This is a genomic window from Polaromonas sp. P1_F6, from assembly GCF_056405695.1.
Genome location: NZ_JBFUBQ010000005.1, coordinates 210,897 through 228,578, shown reverse-complemented (window position 1 = coordinate 228,578; position 17,682 = coordinate 210,897). Strand labels below are relative to the sequence as shown.

General features: G+C 64.5%; 16 protein-coding genes. 8 read left to right on the top strand and 8 right to left on the bottom strand.

Annotation, left to right across the window (positions count from 1 at the left end):
* The first annotated feature begins 41 nt into the window (after nucleotides 1-41).
* From AC1DY9_RS16505 to AC1DY9_RS16495, 3 genes are all read left to right on the top strand, one after another.
* Complete coding sequence (locus AC1DY9_RS16505) at nucleotides 42-1,223, top strand: aminoglycoside phosphotransferase family protein (RefSeq protein WP_477667063.1); 1,182 nt, start codon at nucleotides 42-44, stop codon at nucleotides 1,221-1,223.
* A gap of 102 nt (nucleotides 1,224-1,325) precedes the next feature.
* Nucleotides 1,326-2,090, top strand: coding sequence for a 16S rRNA (uracil(1498)-N(3))-methyltransferase (locus tag AC1DY9_RS16500; RefSeq protein ID WP_457281930.1), 765 nt, complete (start codon nucleotides 1,326-1,328; stop codon nucleotides 2,088-2,090).
* Nucleotides 2,087-3,256, top strand: coding sequence for an MFS transporter (locus tag AC1DY9_RS16495; protein WP_457281929.1), 1,170 nt, complete (start codon nucleotides 2,087-2,089; stop codon nucleotides 3,254-3,256). Before AC1DY9_RS16500 ends, AC1DY9_RS16495 begins: the two co-directional genes overlap by 4 nt.
* A 152-nt stretch (nucleotides 3,257-3,408) precedes the next feature.
* Here the strand turns inward: AC1DY9_RS16495 and AC1DY9_RS16490 are convergent, their stop codons facing one another.
* Nucleotides 3,409-4,338, bottom strand: a complete 930-nt coding sequence (locus tag AC1DY9_RS16490; RefSeq protein WP_477667062.1) for a lysophospholipase — start codon at nucleotides 4,336-4,338, stop codon at nucleotides 3,409-3,411.
* Between the two features lie 73 nt (nucleotides 4,339-4,411).
* Nucleotides 4,412-5,887, bottom strand: a complete 1,476-nt coding sequence (locus tag AC1DY9_RS16485; protein WP_477667061.1) for a M20 family metallopeptidase — start codon at nucleotides 5,885-5,887, stop codon at nucleotides 4,412-4,414.
* A 211-nt stretch (nucleotides 5,888-6,098) separates the two neighbouring features.
* On the opposite strand from AC1DY9_RS16485, the gene AC1DY9_RS16480 reads away from it, so the two are divergent.
* Nucleotides 6,099-6,965: a DUF72 domain-containing protein gene (locus AC1DY9_RS16480; protein WP_477667060.1), complete on the top strand. Its 867-nt coding sequence runs from the start codon at nucleotides 6,099-6,101 to the stop codon at nucleotides 6,963-6,965.
* Here AC1DY9_RS16480 and asd read toward each other — a convergent pair.
* Both asd and AC1DY9_RS16470 read right to left on the bottom strand, forming a co-directional pair.
* Nucleotides 6,962-7,816 carry an archaetidylserine decarboxylase gene (gene asd, locus AC1DY9_RS16475; RefSeq protein WP_477667059.1) on the bottom strand — a complete coding sequence of 285 codons (855 nt, stop codon included), beginning with the start codon at nucleotides 7,814-7,816 and terminating at the stop codon, nucleotides 6,962-6,964. The genes AC1DY9_RS16480 and asd overlap by 4 nt on opposite strands.
* 74 nt (nucleotides 7,817-7,890) lie before the next feature.
* Complete coding sequence (locus AC1DY9_RS16470) at nucleotides 7,891-8,079, bottom strand: heavy-metal-associated domain-containing protein (protein ID WP_457281924.1); 189 nt, start codon at nucleotides 8,077-8,079, stop codon at nucleotides 7,891-7,893.
* Between the two features lie 167 nt (nucleotides 8,080-8,246).
* On the opposite strand from AC1DY9_RS16470, the gene AC1DY9_RS16465 reads away from it, so the two are divergent.
* The 4 genes from AC1DY9_RS16465 (at nucleotide 8,247) to alkB (ending at nucleotide 12,602) form a co-directional block, all read left to right on the top strand.
* Nucleotides 8,247-10,688, top strand: coding sequence for a heavy metal translocating P-type ATPase (locus tag AC1DY9_RS16465; RefSeq protein WP_477667058.1), 2,442 nt, complete (start codon nucleotides 8,247-8,249; stop codon nucleotides 10,686-10,688).
* Nucleotides 10,681-11,094, top strand: a complete 414-nt coding sequence (gene cueR, locus AC1DY9_RS16460; RefSeq protein WP_477667057.1) for a Cu(I)-responsive transcriptional regulator — start codon at nucleotides 10,681-10,683, stop codon at nucleotides 11,092-11,094. The genes AC1DY9_RS16465 and cueR overlap by 8 nt, the downstream gene beginning before the upstream one ends.
* Before the next feature lie 100 nt (nucleotides 11,095-11,194).
* Nucleotides 11,195-11,938, top strand: coding sequence for a 2OG-Fe(II) oxygenase (locus AC1DY9_RS16455; RefSeq protein ID WP_477667056.1), 744 nt, complete (start codon nucleotides 11,195-11,197; stop codon nucleotides 11,936-11,938).
* A 10-nt stretch (nucleotides 11,939-11,948) separates the two neighbouring features.
* Nucleotides 11,949-12,602 (top strand): DNA oxidative demethylase AlkB, encoded by a 654-nt coding sequence (gene alkB, locus AC1DY9_RS16450; RefSeq protein WP_457281920.1) that lies wholly within the window; start codon nucleotides 11,949-11,951, stop codon nucleotides 12,600-12,602.
* 15 nt (nucleotides 12,603-12,617) lie between these two features.
* Here alkB and otnI read toward each other — a convergent pair whose 3' ends face one another.
* Genes otnI through AC1DY9_RS16430 form a run of 4 tightly spaced genes read right to left on the bottom strand, consistent with a single transcriptional unit; the run spans nucleotide 12,618 to nucleotide 17,655 of the window.
* Nucleotides 12,618-13,451 carry a 2-oxo-tetronate isomerase gene (gene otnI, locus AC1DY9_RS16445; RefSeq protein ID WP_477667055.1) on the bottom strand — a complete coding sequence of 278 codons (834 nt, stop codon included), beginning with the start codon at nucleotides 13,449-13,451 and terminating at the stop codon, nucleotides 12,618-12,620.
* Between the two features lie 5 nt (nucleotides 13,452-13,456).
* Complete coding sequence (locus AC1DY9_RS16440; RefSeq protein ID WP_477667054.1) at nucleotides 13,457-15,334, bottom strand: SulP family inorganic anion transporter; 1,878 nt, start codon at nucleotides 15,332-15,334, stop codon at nucleotides 13,457-13,459.
* 51 nt (nucleotides 15,335-15,385) lie between these two features.
* Nucleotides 15,386-16,777, bottom strand: coding sequence for a chromate efflux transporter (gene chrA / locus AC1DY9_RS16435; protein ID WP_457281917.1), 1,392 nt, complete (start codon nucleotides 16,775-16,777; stop codon nucleotides 15,386-15,388).
* Complete coding sequence (locus AC1DY9_RS16430; protein ID WP_457281916.1) at nucleotides 16,774-17,655, bottom strand: chromate resistance protein ChrB domain-containing protein; 882 nt, start codon at nucleotides 17,653-17,655, stop codon at nucleotides 16,774-16,776. Before AC1DY9_RS16430 ends, chrA begins: the two co-directional genes overlap by 4 nt.
* Between the last annotated feature and the right edge of the window lie 27 nt (nucleotides 17,656-17,682).

The window sequence follows — 17,682 nt, the reverse complement described above, 5'->3', positions numbered from 1 at the left end:
AACCAGCGCCCAATTGCAGGGCTGGCAGGGACTCCAGAAACATGACCACCCCTTCCATTGCCTGGGCCGACCCGGCACGTGCCATGACCTTCGAAGCCTGGCTGACTGCCGCTGCCCGCCAGCACAATCTGCGGGTCGACACCATCAGGCCGGCATCAGCTGACGCAAGTTTTCGCCGCTACTTCCGGGTGGACGCAGCAACAGGCGATGGCAGTTACATCGTCATGGACGCACCACCTGCGCAGGAAGATTGCAGACCTTTCGTCAAAGTCGCCGGCCTGATGAGCGGCGCCGGCTTGATTGCCCCGCGCGTACTGGCCTGGGATGAGCCAATGGGCTTCATGCTGCTAAGCGACCTGGGTGCGCAGACCATGATGGAAGCGATTAGACCGCCCGCCGAGGTTGATGCTATCGCCAGCCCCACTCCGGCGCACTACGACCTGTATGTAGATGCGGTGGAGGCCTTGGTGCGCTGGCAACTCGCCTCCACGCCCGGCGTGCTTCCGCCCTACGACGATGCACTCCTGTCGCGCGAGCTGTCGCTCTTTCCGGACTGGTATGTCGCCAGACATCGCGGGCTGGCGCTGGACACCGGCCTTCAGGACAAGCTGAACGTCATCTTCGAACAGATCAAGGCCAGCAACCTGAATTCGCTCAATGGCGCACGGGTGTTTGTGCACCGCGACTTCATGCCCCGCAACCTGATGATCACCCGGCCCAGCAACGCAGGGGGCATGCAATTTTCCGACGGGCCGCCCCTAGGAAAATTAACCCCCTCGGGGGGCAGCGCAGTACGCGAAGCGACAAGCGTGGGGGCTCCACCTTTGGGCGTGCTGGACTTTCAGGACGCGGTCTACGGCCCCATCACCTACGACATCGCCAGCCTGATGCGCGACGCCTTCCTGAGCTGGGAAGAAGATTTCGTACTGGACATCACCGTGCGCTATTGGCAAAAAGCCCGCAAGGCCGGCCTGCCGGTCGGTGACGATTTTGGCGAGTTTTACCGGGCCGTGGAATGGATGGGCCTGCAGCGCCACCTCAAGATTCTGGGCATCTTTGCGCGCCTCACGCTGCGTGACGGCAAGCCCAAATACCTGGCCGACACACCCCGCTTCATCAAATACGCCCGCAACACCGCTGCGCGCTACCGGCAGCTCGGGCCGCTGATGGTGCTGCTCGACGAGATTGAGGGCAATGAAACCCGTGTGGGCTACACCTTCTGATGCACAATCAGGCCATAGCGCCCACTGGCTCTGCGCAAGCAGCTATTATTTTTATAGCATTCACAGCAAGCACCTAACAATGCATCTTCCTGCACCAGCACCATGACCGCCCGGTTTTTCGCTGACATCGCGCTGGCGTCTGGCAGCATCGTCAGCCTGCCGCCATCCACTGCGCGCCACGTCCAGGTCTTGCGGATGCAGCCCGGCGACGCCCTGACAATATTCAACGGCCAAGGCAACGGCCAGCCCGGCAGCGAAGGGGAATTTGCAGCCACCGTCGAGCGCATGGGCCGCAGCGATGTGGAGGTCCTTATCGGCGGCTACACCGCCACGGCACGCGAAGCCAGCCGTTCCATTCACCTGGCCGTCGGCATGCCCGCCAATGACCGCATGGACTGGCTGATTGAAAAAGCCGCCGAATTGGGCGTGGCCAGCATCCAGCCCTTGATGAGCGAGCGCAGCGTGCTGCGCATCAAGGGTGAGCGAGCCGACAAAAAAATCGCGCACTGGCGGGGCGTCGCCGTCGCGGCCTGCGAGCAATGCGGCCGCAGCCGCATACCACCCGTTCACGACGTCGCTAACCTGTCTGACTGGCTCAAAGGCGCGGGGCAGGGCGCAGCTGGCGGCACCCGGCTGCTACTCTCATTACAAGACGGCAGCCGGCCGCTGGCCGAAGCGGTGGCCGCAGCTGGTGCCGGCGCACTGACCTTCCTGAGCGGTCCCGAGGGCGGCCTCAGCGCGGCTGAAGAGGCTGCGGCCATGGCTTGCGGCTTTGCGGCCGTCACCCTCGGCCCGCGCGTGCTTCGGGCCGAAACCGCACCGCTCGCCTGCCTGTCGTTTCTCGCAGTGACAAGCGGCACGCCATGAACCGCAATCTCTGGCTGCTGGCCGTCTGCCAGGGCCTCTTTCTCACCAACAACGTCACCTTCATCGCCATCAACGGCCTGGTCGGCCTGAACCTGGCGCCGCTGGGCTGGATGGCGACACTGCCCGTCATGGGCTATGTGGTGGGTGGCGCGCTGTCCACGTCCGTGGTGGCGCGCACGCAAATGCGCTTCGGGCGCAAGATTTCCTTCCAGCTGGGCCTGCTGGTGGCCGCCGCCTCGGCCCTGCTGTGCTGCTATGCGGCTTACAGCAAAAATTTCTGGCTTCTGGTGGCCGCCACAGTGGTGGCGGGCTACTACAGCGCCAATGCCCAGCTCTACCGCTTTGCCGCGGCCGAGCTCGCCCTGCCGGCCTTTCGCGAGAAGGCCATTTCCCTGGTCATGGCAGGCGGCCTGCTGGGCGCCGTCGCCGGGCCCAACCTGGCGGCCTCTACGCGGGGGCTGACCGACGTGCCCTTTGCAGGCGCCTACCTGGCGCTGGCCGGCGTGGCGCTGCTGTCGATGGCGCTGCTGGCATTCATCCGGTTTCCGCCGCCGCCCGAGGCGCATGCCAGCCGCGGTGGCCGGCCACTTCGCGAAATCATGCGGCAGCCGATCTTCATCGTGGCCGCCGCAGCCGGTGCCCTGGGCTTTGGCGTGATGAACCTGCTGATGGCGGCCACGCCAATTGCCATGCAGGTTTGCGGCCTGCCGTTTTCCAGCGTCGCGCTGGTGCTGGAGTGGCACGTGATCGGCATGTTCGCACCCGGTTTTTTCACCGGTCACCTGATCCGGCGCTTCGGCACTTTGCCCATCATGGCGGTGGGTCTGGCGCTCAACGTGGTGTGCGTGCTGATCGCGCTCTCGGGCGTGGAGCTCAAGGAATTTCTGGCGGCGCTCTTTTTGCTGGGTCTGGGCTGGAATTTTCTTTTCACCGGCAGCACCACCCTGGCGCTTGAGACCTATCGGCCGGAAGAAAAAGACAAGGCGCAGGGCGCGCTCAATTTCTGTATTTTTGCCGTGCTGGCGGTTTCCTCGCTGGCCTCCGGCGTGCTGGTGACCACCCAAGGCTGGGCGCTGTTGAACCTGGGGTCACTGCTGCCGCTGGGGCTCACCGCCGCCGCGCTGGCCTGGCTTGCACTCGGCCAACGCAAGGGACAGAAGGCCTGAGAACCTGGTTACGCCTCGCACCGTGTCCGACATTGCGGTCAGGCTGGGCATGGAACCCGGTGATGTCGCCAGTTACTGCTATTGTTTTTATAGCTGTTTGCGCCCGTTCTTATTGGGCCGAAGCCGAATTTCTCTTGAGATTTTCTTAACCGCTAGAAGCGGGCGTCCAGCCAGGCCTTGAGCGTGTCAAACACCGGCTCCGACTCGACTTCATTGAATATCTCGTGATAGAGGCCCTCAAAGCACCGCGACGTCACCGTACCGGCGGTCACGGCCGGTGAGTGGGCCGCGTTTTCCGAGAAAGCGCGGCTGCCGGCCGGATTGACAAGCCGGTCCGCACCCGCATACATCAGCAGCGTAGGCGTGCGCCATTGGGCGGCGGCCGCCACCGTCGCGGGACCCGCTGTTGCGATGAATTTGCCCAGGCGTGGCGAGATTCTGTCGTGCACCAGCCGGTCGGTGAAGTATTTTTTGACCACCTCTTCATCGTGCGAGATGTAGCGCGCGTCCAGGCCGTTGCCCACACACAGGTCGGGTGCCAGCCTCGGCATAAAGGCCAGCAGCAGCTTTTGCAAGACGTTGAGCCCCGGCTCCAGCGCGGGAGAAGACATCACGAGGCCATCCACGGGGCGAATGTCCAGTGCGACAAACCGGCTCACCACCAGACCGCCCATGCTGTGGCCAAGCAGAACCAGGGGAAGATGCGCAGGCGGCTGCGGGCTTCGTCCGTCCGCGTTGACCTCCTCCAGAAGGCGCACGCAACGCAGGCGCGTGTCGTCGACTATTTCGGCCAGGTCGTCCAGCAGTGCAGTCTCATTGGGCAGCACACCACGGACCCCGCCCGATTCGCCATGGCCGCGCTGGTCGTAGGCACGCACGGCAAAACCCCAGTCGAGCAATTGGCTGGCGACATGGTCGTAGCGGCTGGCGTGCTCGCCCAAGCCATGGACCAGCAGCACCATGGCGCGCGGCGGCAACGCATGTTGACCCCCTTCGATGGCCAAAGCATCCAGTGGCCACTCATAGAGAGCCAGGTTCTCGCCGTCGCGGGCGGTGAAAGGCGCTAGGACGGTGGAATGCATGCGGCAGCAAAAGCCTGGCTTGAAACAAGCGCTGCCGGCAAACCGCGGCGCAAAGAAGGGTAGCTCACCCGCATCAACCGGGAACACGGGCCATCACATGCGCGACCGCGGCGGTCAGCTTCTTCGCATAGGGCACGTTCAGGAACTCGTTAGGGCCGTGCGCATTGCTCTTGGGGCCGAGCACACCGCAAACCATCATCTGCGCCTTGGGGAAGCCCTTGCTCAGCATGTTCATCAGCGGAATGGTTCCGCCCTGGCCTATGGTGCCGCAGGGCGCGCCGAAGAAGCTTTGCGACGCATCGTTGAGCGCGTTCTCAAACCAGGGTACGGTGCTGGGCGCATTCCAGCCGGTGGCGCCGCCGTTGCTTTCAAACGTGACTTTGGCCTGGTAAGGCGCATTGTCTTCCAGCAGTGTCTTGAGTTCCTGCACCGCGGCGCCGGCGTCGATCAGCGGCGGAAAACGCAGCGAGAGCTTGAAAGCGGTGTAGGGGCGCAGCACATTGCCTGCATCCTTGAGGGCCGGAAAGCCTTCGGCACCCGTCACGCTCAGCGTCGGCCGCCAGGTGCGGTTGAGCAGGGCTTCCACCGGGTCGGTCGTGGTGGGCAAGGCAAATGCGCTGGAGCCTTCACAGTCGTAGTGCGCCCAGGGAAAGCGCTTGTAGATTTCTTCGCCGAGGATTTTGGCGGTGGCCTGCGCCTGCACCAGCCGGTCGGCCGGAACCTCACAGTGAAAGCTCTGCGGCAGCAGACGACCGGTCTTGCTGTCTTCCAGGCGGTCCAGCACCTGGCGCATGATGCGAAAGCTCGACGGCACCAAGCCGCTGGCGTCGCCGGAGTGCACGCCTTCGGTGAGGATTTCCACCTTGAGCACGCCCGCCGCGTTGCCGCGCAGGCTGGTGGTCAGCCACAGCTGGTCGTAGTTGCCCGCGCCGGAATCCAGGCACACCACCAGCGCGACGTCGCCCAGGCGCTCACGCAGCGCATTGACGTAAGGTAGCAAATCATAGGAGCCGCTTTCCTCGCAGGTTTCGATCAGGCCAACGATGCGCGGGTGCGGCACGTTCTGCGCTTTGAGCGCCTGCACCGCGGCAATGCTGGCGTAGACCGCATACCCATCGTCGGCGGCGCCACGGCCATAAAGCTTTCCATCTTCGTACTTGGCCATCCAGGGGCTCAAATCATTGCGCCAACCGGTGAACTCGGGCTGCTTGTCGAGGTGGCCGTACATCAACACGGTTTGCGTCGAATCGGCGCGCGTGGCCGGGATCTCAAAGAACAGCACCGGGGTGCGGCCTTCGAGTCGCACGATCTCCAGCTTGAGGCCTTCGACCTTCTGCGCCTCGACCCAGGCCGCCGCATTGCGCATGACGGTGTCGATAAAGCCGTGCTGCGCCCAGTCGCTGTCGAACGTGGGGGACTTGGCTGGGATGGAGATGTAGTCGGTGATCTGTTTGACGATGTCGCCGTCCCATTGGGCCGTGACCTGAGACAGGGCCTGGGCGGCGTTGAGGATGCTGGCGGGAATTTCGCAGTGCAGTGGGGCGTTCATTGGAAAGGCTCCGGGAACAGGAATATCGGCTTTTTTAGGACAGCGTTTTGCTGCCGCACCTGCTACTGTACGCTTCCGACACAGACCGTGCCACCGGCCAAGGGAAGACCCGCAATTGGAGAACTCAACCTACAGCGCCTCGCAGGCGGCGTGGGCAAAGATAACTCCTCTAATTGGACGAGAAAGCAGACAAGTACGCCACGGAGCCGCCATGACACCAGCAAGCCGCGCACACGCGCCATCTTCCGCCGCCACGCCTTCCACGGCAGCCGATTCCCGCATCCGCGCTGGCGTGGGCGGCTGGACCTTTGAGCCCTGGCGCGACAACTTTTTCCCAGCCGGCCTGGCGCACAGCCGCGAACTCGAATACGCAAGCCGCCGGCTGAGCGCCATCGAGGTCAACGGCACCTACTACGGCACACTCAAGCCGGCCAGCTTCAGGAAATGGCACGACGAGACGCCGGACAACTTCATGTTTTCCCTCAAGGCCTCGCGCTACGCGACCAACCGCCGGGTGCTGGCCGAGGCGGGCGAGTCCATCCAGCGCTTCACTGAAAGCGGCATCAGCGAGCTGGGCGACAAGCTGGGCCCCGTCGTCTGGCAATTCATGCCCGGCAAGGTGTTTGAAGCAGGGGATTTCGAGGCGTTTCTGTCGCTGCTGCCCAAACAGGTGGACGGCCGGGCGCTGCGCCATGTCGTCGACGTTCGCCACGAGAGCTTTATGTCGCCCGATTACCTGGCCTTGGCGCGCCGTTACAAGGTCGCCACTGTATTTACCGACTCTGACAAATTTCCGTCTTTCGCCGACCTCACGGGTGACTTCGCCTATGCCCGCCTCATGATGAGCGAAGCAGGGCTGGAGACCGGCTACGAGGAAAGTGCGCTGAACGCGTGGGTTGAGCGCGCGCGGCAATGGGCTGACGGCTCCGCGCCGGCCGACCTGCCGACGCTGGAAGAAGCCCCGGCACAGGGCAAGGCGCGCGACGTATTTGTGTATTTCATCAACGGTGCCAAGGAAAGGGCGCCGGCGGCGGCCATGGCACTTTTAAATCGCCTGGGCTTCACGCCTTCTGCCTAACCATAGACCGCCATGGCTTCGCCGAGCCGTATTTCGCGGCCGGGCGCCCACTCGGCATTGAACTGCAGCGGCCCTTTGGGAAACAGCATGACGACTGTGGAGCCCAGCAGGAAGCGGCCCATTTCCTCGCCCTGCTTGAGGCGAATGGCGGAGGCTGGCTCGTCGGGGTAATCCCATTGCCGCACCACCTTGCCGCGCGGCGGGTTCACCACGCCGTGCCACACCGTGGCCATGCTGCCAACGATGGTCGCGCCGACCAGCACCAGCACAAAGGGCCCGCGCGCCGATTCGAAAACGCAGACCACGCGCTCATTGCGCGCGAACAGCCCCGGCACGCCGCGTGCGGTAACGGGATTGACGGAAAACAGGTCGCCCGGCACATAAATCATGCGCGTCAGCCGACCGCCTGCAGGCATGTGGATGCGGTGGTAGTCCCGGGGGCTCAGATAGAGCGTAGCGAAATGGCCGTCCTGGTAATGCGCCGCCAGCGCCGCATCCCCGCCCACCAACGCAGTGGTCGAATAACTGTGACCCTTGGCCTGAAAGATCTGGTCCTTCTCGATCGCACCGAACTGGCTGATCGCACCGTCCACCGGCGAAATCAGCTCGGCATTGGCCAGCGGCCGCGCGCCGGGCTTGAGCGCACGCGTGAAGAAGTCGTTGAAGGTGAGATAGCTCGCAATGTCGGAGTTGAGCGCCTCGTCCATGTTGACCTGGTACTTGGCGACAAAGCGGCGGATGATTTCGGTGGTGACCCAGCCACGCTCGCGCGAAGCTACAAAACCGGCAAAGTTGGTCAGCGCCTGCTTGGGAAACAGGTATTGGGGGAGGACGGCGAATCGGTCGGACACTAGGCGGCTTGAATGGAGGGAGGAAGGGCCATTCTATCGACGCCGAAACGTCTTTTCCGCCGGATATCGGCGTGCTACTGTGCGGGATAACCCGCCTCGGCCAGCGCAGCCGCCACGGCTTGCCGGCCTTGCGAAGATTGCACCACAACCTTTTTGCCGGGCAAGTCCACACTGACCTGCGCCGCTGCATCCAGCGATTTGATGGCCTGGGTGACGGCGCCAACGCAGTGGCCGCAGCTCATAGCGGGGATATTAAATTCCATAAAGACTCCTTGGAAGCTGTCTGAGAGATTGGTACAGGGATTACCCAGAAGTCTGAACCTTCCCATGGGGGCAGGGTCAAGCGTAGCCCGGCAAGTCCTGCCTCGATTCAGGGCTATTACACCAAGGCGCTTGACCCTCCCATGGTGGTAAGGTTGAGACTACAGGCATGAACACCCCATCCACGTTAAAAACATCTCCCGTCATGCCGGCGCTGACCGAGTGGCAGTTTCCCGTCCAGGGCATGAGCTGCGCGTCCTGCGTGGCGCGTGTGGAACGTTCGCTGGCCAACGTCCCGGGCGTTGAGGACGTGAGCGTCAATTTCGCGACCGAACAGGCCAGCGTCAAGGTGCGCGCCGGTGTCGGCATGCACGCCCTGAGGACCGCCGTCGCCAAAGCCGGCTATAGCGTGGCCGAACAATCCTTGCGGCTCAAAATAGACGGCATGACCTGCGCCTCCTGCGTGTCGCGCGTCGAGAAGGCGCTCAAGCAGGTACCCGGGGTGCTGTCGGCCAGTGTCAACCTGGCCACTGAAACCGCGGAAGTCAGCGTGGCCGGCGACGGCGCCTTATTGCCTGCGCTGATGGCGGCAGTGGCCAAAGCCGGCTACCACGCGTGTGAAATCCCCGCTTCCGGCACTCCCGTGGACAAACCCGCCGCCGCCTGGTGGCCCATCGTGCTGGCGGCTGTCCTGTCTGCGCCGCTGGCGCTGCCCATGGTCGGGACGCTGTTCGGCAAAGACTGGATGCTGGGCGGCTGGTGGCAATGGCTGCTGGCCACGCCGGTGCAGTTCTGGCTGGGCGCACGCTTTTACCGCGCCGGCAGGAGCGCCTTGCGCGCCCGCACCGGCAACATGGATTTGCTGGTCGCGTTGGGCACCTCAGCCGCCTACGGCCTGAGCATCTATCAATTGCTGCGGCATGGCGGCCATGGCATGGCTCACCTGTATTTTGAAGCCTCGGCAGTCGTCATCACACTGGTGTTGTTGGGCAAATGGATGGAAGCGCGCGCCAAACACCAAACGACCGCCGCCATCCGCGCGTTGCAGGCGCTGCGCCCCGACACCGCGCGCCGTCGGCGCGATGGAAGGGACGAAGACGTAGCCTTGCAAGACATACAGCTCGGCGACCTGGTGGTGGTGCGCCCTGGCGAACGCATCGCGGTCGACGGCGAGATCGTCGAGGGCTCCACGCAGGTGGACGAATCGCTGATCACCGGCGAAAGCCTGCCTGTTGCCAAGCATGCGGGCGACCACGTGACTGGCGGCGCGGTCAATGCCGAAGGCCTGATCGTGGTGCGCACCACGGCCATAGGCGCGGAGTCCACGCTGGCCCGCATCGTGCGCATGGTCGAATCGGCCCAAGCCAAAAAAGCACCGATACAGCGGCTGGTGGATCAGGTCAGCGCGGTGTTTGTGCCAGTGGTGATCACCATTGCCCTGGTGACGTTGCTGGGCTGGGGCCTGGCCACGCAGGACTGGGAGGCGGCCATCCTCAATGCGGTCGCTGTGCTGGTGATCGCCTGCCCCTGCGCACTGGGGCTGGCAACGCCTACCGCCATCATGGTGGGCACCGGCGCCGCCGCACGCCAGGGCATCCTGATCAAGGACGCGGAGGCGCTGGAAGTGGCGCACAGCGTCAAGGTAGTGGCTTTTGACAAAACCGGCACGCTGACCGAGGGTAAGCCCGAACTGGTGGCGCTGGAGCCCAGCGCCATCGCTGCCGATGAGCTGCTGGCCTGGTCGGCCGCCATCCAGTCGGGCAGCGAACACCCGCTCGCCCGCGCGGTCACACGGCGCGCGGCGGAGCAGCAGCTTGAGATTCCCGCGGCGACAGAGTTGCGCGCCGTCGCCGGCCGCGGCATGGCCGCCGTGGTGGCAGGCCGCGAACTGCGACTCGGAAGCCCGCGCTTCATGCAGGAGCTGGGTCTGGACTTGAACAACCTCGCCGCACTGAACGCTCGCGCAAAAGAACTCGAAGCCGAAGGCCGCACGGTGTCATGGCTGGCCGAAGTCACCGGAACACCGCGGCTTCTCGGGCTGATGGCGTTTGGCGACACGCTCAAAAGCAGCGCGGCGCCGGCGATTGCCCGCCTCCACGCATTGGGCATTCAAACTGCTTTGGTGACCGGCGACAACCCCGGCAGCGCCGAAGCCGCGGCGCAGCAACTCGGAATAGACCTTGTACATAGCCAGGTGTTGCCGCAAGACAAAGCCGCCATCATCGGCCAGCTCAAGGCTGGCGTGCAAGCGCAAGGCGGGCGTGTGGCCATGGTGGGCGACGGCATCAACGATGCGCCGGCCCTCGCCGCGGCCGATGTGGGCATCGCGATGTCCACTGGTACCGACGTGGCCATGCACGCAGCCGGCATTACGCTGATGCGCGGCAACCCGGCTCTGGTGGCGGACGCCATCGATATTTCGCGCCGCACCTACGCCAAGATCCGCCAGAACCTGTTCTGGGCCTTTATCTACAACGTGGTCGGCATCCCGCTGGCTGCACTGGGGCTGCTCAGCCCCGTCATCGCCGGCGCCGCCATGGCGCTGAGCAGCGCCAGCGTGGTGATGAACGCCTTGCTGTTGCGCCGCTGGAAAGGAAGCACCCATGACTGACACCATTGATACAGGCCCGCTCAACATCGGCCAGGCCGCTGCGCACTCGGGCGTGTCCGCCAAGATGATTCGCCACTACGAGTCGCTGGGCCTGCTGCCCACGGTGCACCGCACCGACGCGGGCTACCGCCAATACGGCGAAAAAGAAGTGCATACGCTGCGCTTCATACGCCGCGCCCGCACCTTGGGTTTCAGCATGGCCGAGATCACCGAACTGCTAAAGCTGTGGCAGAACAAGCGCCGCGCCAGCGCGGACGTCAAACGCATCGCACTGGCCCATATGGCCGATCTGGAGCGCCGCATCGCGGAGATGGAGGCGATGAAGCAGACCCTGGGGCACCTGGCGCATTGTTGCCAGGGCAACAGCCGGCCCGACTGCCCTATCCTGACCGAGTTGGCGGCTTGATCGCGGCTGAATGAAATGTCCGGTTCTGGCGAGCGTCAGCGAGCCGTCGGATTTATCCTGAGCTGTTGATGGACGCTCCATCGCCCTGACGAATTGCAGCATGCCACTTGTTTCTGAAACACCTATCCTGTTGCCCGACCCAACTGAAGCCGGCGCTGGCCCGGATGACTGGGCGCACATCACAGCCACACTGAACCGCCACGGCAGCGCTGTGCTGCCACAGCTGCTGAGCGCGCAGGAATGCAAAACCGTGGCCGGGCTGTATGCCGATGCATGCCATTTCCGCAGTCGCGTGGTGATGCAGCGCCACGGCTTTGGCCAGGGCGAATATCAGTACTTCAATTACCCGCTGCCGGACATCGTGGCGCGGCTGCGCACCATGCTTTACCCGCAGTTGGTCGGCGTAGCCAACGCCTGGAACCAGGCCATGGGAGTCGATGTACGTTACCCGGTTGCCCATGCTGACTTCCTCGCGCGCTGCCACAAAGCCGGCCAGGAGCGGCCTACGCCGCTGCTCTTGCAATATGGCCCCGGCGACTACAACTGCCTGCACCAGGACCTGTATGGCGAGCACGTGTTCCCGATCCAGGTCGCGGTGCTGCTGTCGCGCCCGGGCGAAGATTTCACGGGCGGCGAATTTGTGCTGACCGAGCAACGCCCGCGCATGCAGTCGCGGCCCGAGGTGGTGCCGCTGCGGCAAGGCGATGCCGTTGTGTTTGCCGTGCACCATCGCCCGGTACAAGGCAGCCGGGGGTTTTACCGGGTCAATATGCGGCACGGCGTGAGCACGGTGCGCAGCGGGCACCGGCATACGCTGGGCATTATTTTTCATGACGCGCAGTAAAGGAAATGATTTGACCTTGGGGCTTTTCGATGAAGTGCCGACACCTTATGCGGTGCCCGAGCTGATCGCGCCGGGCGCCGTGTTGCTGCGCGGCTTTGCCCGCGAGGTGGATGAAGCCTTGCTACAAGCCGTGGAAGACGTGGTCGCGGCCGCGCCACTGCGCCATCTGGTCACACCGGGCGGCTACACCATGTCGGTCGCGATGAGCAACTGCGGCGCGCTGGGTTGGGTGTCCGACCGCAGCGGTTACCGCTACGACACCAAAGACCCGCTCTCTGGCAAGCCCTGGCCTACGATGCCAGGCAGCTTCTCCGAACTCGCTCTGCGCGCCGCAGCGGAAGCGGGCTTTGACCACTTCCGCCCGGACGCCTGCCTGATCAATCGCTATGAACCCGGCGCGCGGCTGTCGCTGCACCAGGACAAAGACGAAGGCAACATGGACGCACCGATTGTGTCGGTGTCGCTGGGCCTGCCTGCCGTGTTCCTGTTCGGCGGCTTGAACCGCAGCGGTCGCCCCGCGCGATACCGCCTGGTGCATGGCGACGTCGCGGTGTGGGGCGGCCCATCGCGGCTGGCCTATCACGGCGTGGCGCCGCTGGCCGAGGGTGAGCATGCGCGCCTGGGCCGGCAGCGCATCAATCTGACGTTTCGCTGCGCGCGCTGAACAGGCCGAACGCGCTCAGGCGCGTTCGCGAAATTTTTTCAACCAACCCAGACCGGCCGGCGTAGCACCGGCTTCTACGCCGCGCAGCGGTTTGTACTCGCACCCCACCCAGCCGCTGTAGCCCAGCTCATCCAGCAACGCAAACAGATAGGGATAGTTGATCTCGCCAACATCCGGCTCATTGCGGCCAGGCGCACCGGCGATCTGCAGATGGCCCACATGGCCCGTGGGCAAGTATTTGCGCAGCTTCATGGCCAGGTCGCCTTCAACAACCTGGCAGTGGTAGAGGTCCATCTGCACCTTGACGTTGAGCGCGCCCACTTCACGGATGATTTCATGCGCGTGGTCTTGCCGGTTCAGAAAGAAACGCGGAATGTCACGCGTGTTGATGGGTTCGATCAGAAGATCCACACTCACCTTGGCCGCCAGCGTGGCGGCCTCACGCAGGTTGTTCACATAGGTGGGCTGCACTGCTTCCCGCTCCATCCCCTCCGGCAACACACCCGCCATCACGTGGATGCGCGGGCAGCCCAGCGCTTGCGCATAGTCGAGCGCAATGGCGATGCCGGCGCGGAACTCGGTCTCATGGCCCGGCAGGCAGGCCGTGCCTTTTTGCGAGGAGGCCCAGGCCTTTTCAATACTGGCCACATCCACGCCGCCGGGCGGAGCGTTGAACAGCACCAGCTGCTGGCCGTGCTGCTGCAGGATGGCTTTGAGCGCCGCTGGTTCCCATGCATACGGCGAGAGGATCTCCACAGCCGTGAAGCCGTCACGCGCAGCGGCGGCAAAGCGTTCGGCCATGGGTAGCTCGGTGTACATCCAGCTGAGGTTGGCGGCAAATTGGGGCATGGGTTTCAGGGGCTAGGTGTGTCGGGGCCAGGCGCGGACTGGCATTCCCAGAATATCCGCGCGGTGCAGTGGCGGCAAATCTCCGGATCCAGCTTGTTGAAGATGGTGGCGATGGCGGTGAACTTGTCGGGGAACTGGTGCTCTGGCCCGAGCACGCTGGTAAAGCCGGTCTTGCGCCACATGCGGATCACCTCGGGCCGCGGCCGGTGAAAGTACAGATCGCCGCCCATGGCGCGGCGTGCGGCGAGTTCAGCCTCCCAGAGCTCGGCCCCAGCCAGGTCAATGAAGTTCATGCTCTTGCCCATGACCAGCAGGTGTTTTTGCGGCTGGGACTGGGTGCGCAATGCGTGCAGGATGTCGGCCACGTGCTGGGTCGCGCCGAAATAGACCTCGCCTTCCATGCGCAGCAATTTGAGCTGCGGGCATTCTGGCAAGGCCTGGGGCGTCGCTTCCACCGACGCGTCGGCCTTCTGCGCGGGAACGACGTCAACCCCTGCGTCAACGCTGTTGTCAACGACCACGAACTGCCGGTCCAGGCCGCGGCTGTCAAAGCCCATGGTGCGCATGGCGGGCTTTGACGTGCGGTAGAGAAAAGACATCAGCGACAAAATCATGCCCAGCAAGATCGCGATCTCCAGCCGTATCGTGACGGTGGCCACCATGGTGGCCAGCGCCACACCGAAGTCGCTGCGGCTCAAGGTGAACAGCTGGCGCCAGCGCGCGAAGTCCAGCAGCGCGAACGCCACCAGCACCAGCAGCGCCGCCAGCGCGGCCATGGGGATTTGCGCGAGTAGCGGCGCGCTCACCGCCACCAGCGCCAGCAGCAACAAAGCCGAAAACACCGAGGCCAGCGGCGTGCGCGCACCGGCCTCCAGGTTGGGCATGGAGCGGTTCATCGAGCCGCAGGAAACGTAGCTTGAGAAAAACCCGCCAACGATGTTGGACAGGCCCTGGCCGCGGAACTCGCGGTTGGCGTCTATGCGTTGGCCCGAGCGCAGCGCCACCGTCTTGGCGATCGAGATCGCCTGGCCCAGCGCGACGATGGTTAGCGCAAACGCCAGGCCGATAAGGTCGGCGGCCTGCGCCCAGCTGATGCGCGGCACTTCGAACCTCGGCCAGGGTATGGGGATCTGGCCCACAGTACGCAACGAGGCGGAGGGTGCGGCACCGGGATGAAGAAGGCCGCTCCACACCCAGGCCAGCGCAGTGGCCACCGCCAATCCGATCAACATGTACGGCCAGTTGCGGCGCAGGTGGCGCAGCAGCAGCGCGACGCCCAGGGTGATGGCCGCAACACCCAGCGCCATGGGCTGGGCGGAAGTGATCTGCGTGAGAACATGTCCAAGAACCGCGGCCGCGCTGTGCTCAGGCGCGGCCGGCAGGCCCAGCAGGTCGGGCAACGCATGCACGGCGATCAGCAGCGCCGCGCCCGAAGTAAAACCAAACAGCACCGCCGGTGAAATGAAGTTGGCCAGCACACCCAGGCGCAACGCGCCAATCAGCCACTGCATGACGCCCACCATCACGGTGACGGCCAGCGCCAGCTGAATGTAGAGCGGGCTAAAGGCCATGGCCAGCGGCGAGAGCATGGCGAACAGCGCCAGCGAGTTGGCGTTGGTGGGCCCCGACATGACATGCCGGCTGGAACCGAAAAGCGCGGCGATGATGCAGGGAATCACAGCGGTGTAAAGGCCGTAGGCCGGCGGCAGGCCGGCCAGCGTTGCGAAGGCAATGCCTTGCGGCAGCACCAGCACTGCGCCCAAGAGACCCGCCATCGCATCGGCCCGCACAGTAGCAGGCGACACCTCGCGCACCCAGTCGCCAAAAAGGCGTTCCAGGAGCGGGATCGACGGCCGGGATGCGCTGGGGGCTGAGGGTTCCATCACGAGGGCCTGAGCATACCGCGCCCAGCCCCCGGTCATCCAGCGCCGCGATCAGGCCAGGCCGGACAAGCGCAGCAGCAGGCCGGCGAGCGCCGACGCCGCAATCACCTGAATCACGCCGCGCTTGTAGCGCAGCAGCGCCACGGCGGCACCCAAAGTAATGGCCAGCGCATAAAAGTCCACCCGGGCCAGCCAGGGGCCACCGGTGTTCGCGCGCAGGGCAATGTGCGCCAGGAAAAACAGCGCCAGGCTGGCGATCACGCCGACCACCGCGGCCGTGATGGCCGTGAGCGGCGCAGTGAAATGCAGCTTGCCGTGCGTGGACTCCACCAGCGGCCCACCTGCCAGAATGAACAGAAAGGAGGGCAGGAAGGTGAACCAGGTCACCACGCTGGCTGCCAGCGCCGCGCCCAGAAACAGCATGTCCGGGCCCAACACCTGCTTGGCCCAGCCGCCCATAAAGCCGACGAAGGCCACCACCATGATCAGCGGGCCGGGCGTGGTTTCACCCAGCGCAAGCCCGTCGATCATCTGCGGGCCGGTCAGCCAGTGGAACTGCTCCACCGCTCCCTGGTAGACATAGGGCAGGACCGCATAAGCGCCGCCGAAGGTGAGCAGCGCAGCCTTGGTGAAGAACCAGCCCATCTGCGTCAGCGTGGCATCCCAGCCCCGTGTCGCCATCAATGCCCCTATGGGCAATAGCCACAACACCGCGCCCACGCCCAGTACGGCGGCCAGGCGCGAAGGCTTGAAGCGGGCGTGCTCCGGTGTCGGCGTGTCGTCGTCGATCAGCGCCGGCCCATATCCAAGCCTGGCCTCGCCATGCCCCGCGCCACCGGAAAACTGTGCCGGCGAGAAGCGGGCCCCCAGCCACCCCACCACCGCCGCGCCAAGTACGATCAGCGGAAACGGCAGGTTCAACGCATAGATTGCTATAAAACTGATAGCTGCTATCGCCCATAGAACGGGGGCCTGGGCCGGTTTTCTTAATGAGCGTGAGCCGATGCGATGCACCGCCTGCAGCACAATGGCGGCGACCGCCGGCTTGATGCCGTAAAACAGGCCGGCGACCAGCGGCACATCACCAAAGGCCACATAAACCCAGCTGAGCGCGATCAGGATAAACAGTGAAGGCAGCACAAACAGCGCGCCTGCCACGATGCCGCCCCAAGTGCGGTGCATGAGCCAGCCGATGTAGGTGGCCAGCTGCTGTGCCTCGGGGCCGGGCAGCAGCATGCAGTAGTTCAGCGCATGCAGAAAGCGCCGCTCGCTGATCCAGCGTCTTTGCTCGACCAGTTCGCGATGCATGATGGCAATCTGCCCGGCGGGCCCGCCAAAGCTGATGAAGCCGAGCTTGAGCCAGAACTTGAGCGCGTCGGCAAAAGACACGGCCGACGGCCGTTCATGGGGCAAAGGGAGGGAAGAGGGCAAGGCGGTGGTCACTTGGCGGCTCCGGTCATGGCTTCTGGTTTCCAGTTGTGCGGCTCGCCTTGCGCACTGCGGCACCATGCGTAGAGCGCGTCGTATAGCGGCATGGCAGCCTCCAGCATGGCGTGGTCGTCGTCCGCGTGCAGGCGCGACAGGCCCAACGAGAACGCCAGCAGGCCGGCCGATTGCGGCGCGAGTTCGAGGCGGTCTGTATCGGCGCCACGCACGATGCGCGCCAGGGTGGCCAGCGCGGGATCTGTCAATCCAAAGGCCCGCATCAGAGTGTCAAAGCTGCACAGCTCGCCTTCATGCGAGACCGGCGCGCCAGGAATGTCGTAGGCCACGGCACCCAGCCGTTTTGCTTCACTCAGCACCTGCAGAGTCGGCACGTAGAAGAATTCCGCGCGCTCATCGATGAAGCGCCGTACCAGCCAAGGGCAGGCGATGCGGTCGATTTTGGGCCGCTCACGCGTGATCCAGCGCGAGGGCTGCTCGCCGGTGACGCCCCATTCGGGCCGCTTAAAGACGGTGGCGGGGCGCTGCGCGCGCCATTGGGCGATGTCTTGCGGCGTATCAACGCCGTCTTCACCACCTTCGATACCGCCGGCCAGCGCGTAAGCATTCCAGCCCGCGGCGCGCAGCTCGGCGACAGCATCCGCGCTGACGTTGTGTCCATAGACGCAATACACCACGACTTCGCGTGGCGGCTGTGACGCGGCAAAGGCCGCCACATTTTCCGGTGCGCAGCGCTGGGCACCTGCAATTAGACGGGGGCTTTCAAGGAATTTTCCTTTGCGCCTCACATCGAGCAGCAAAGGTGCATCGGCACGGCCCATGCGGGCGGCGAGTTCCTGGGGGGAAATGGAGGGAACGGAAAGGGTAGAGGTGTCCACGGAGTACTCCAATGAGTTGCCAGCGCT